Here is a 563-nt window from a genome sequence, read left to right as displayed (position 1 = left end):
TCCTTCATCTCCAGCTTGTAGCCGTGCTGGTTCAGACGGCTCGCCATTTGGATGCCTTTGATCGAATCGCCGCCGAGAGTGAAGAAATTATCGCTTACGCCGATCTGGTCAAGACCGAGCACTTCCTGCCAAATGTCAGAAAGCAGCGTCTCCATCTCTGTTTCCGGCGCTTTGTAAGCGGCGCTTCCCGCTTCAATGTCCGGTTCCGGCAGGGCTTTTTTGTCAATCTTTCCGTTTGCGGTGACCGGAAGCTCGTCCATCTCCACCCAGAAAGCCGGCACCATGTAGTCAGGCAGCGTGTCTTTCAGCGCGGATTTGAGCGTTTCGATATCGTCCTGCTGAGGCGCGACATAGGCGCAAAGCGCGGTATTGCCCGCTTTGTCTTCCACGGCCGTCACCGCTGCGTCATGAACGTCCGCAAGCTGGGCGAGGCGGACTTCGATTTCTGAAAGCTCGATCCGGTAGCCCCGCACTTTGACCTGCTGGTCAATACGGCCGATGTATTCGATGCCGCACTGCGCGTTCCATTTGACGAGGTCGCCGGTCCGGTACATGCGCTCGCC

The 563-nt window shown here is 57.5% G+C and carries 1 protein-coding gene; it reads right to left on the bottom strand.

Annotated elements, in window-relative coordinates; translation table 11 throughout:
* Window positions 1–563 (bottom strand): AMP-binding enzyme (locus G9F50_RS20265; protein WP_165417790.1); only part of this gene is annotated, 563 nt, incomplete at both ends.

This window comes from Bacillus sp. EKM206B, assembly GCF_011066015.1.
GTDB classification, from domain to species: Bacteria; Bacillota; Bacilli; order Bacillales; family Bacillaceae; genus Bacillus; species Bacillus velezensis.
This window is presented reverse-complemented; position numbering and strand designations above follow the sequence as displayed.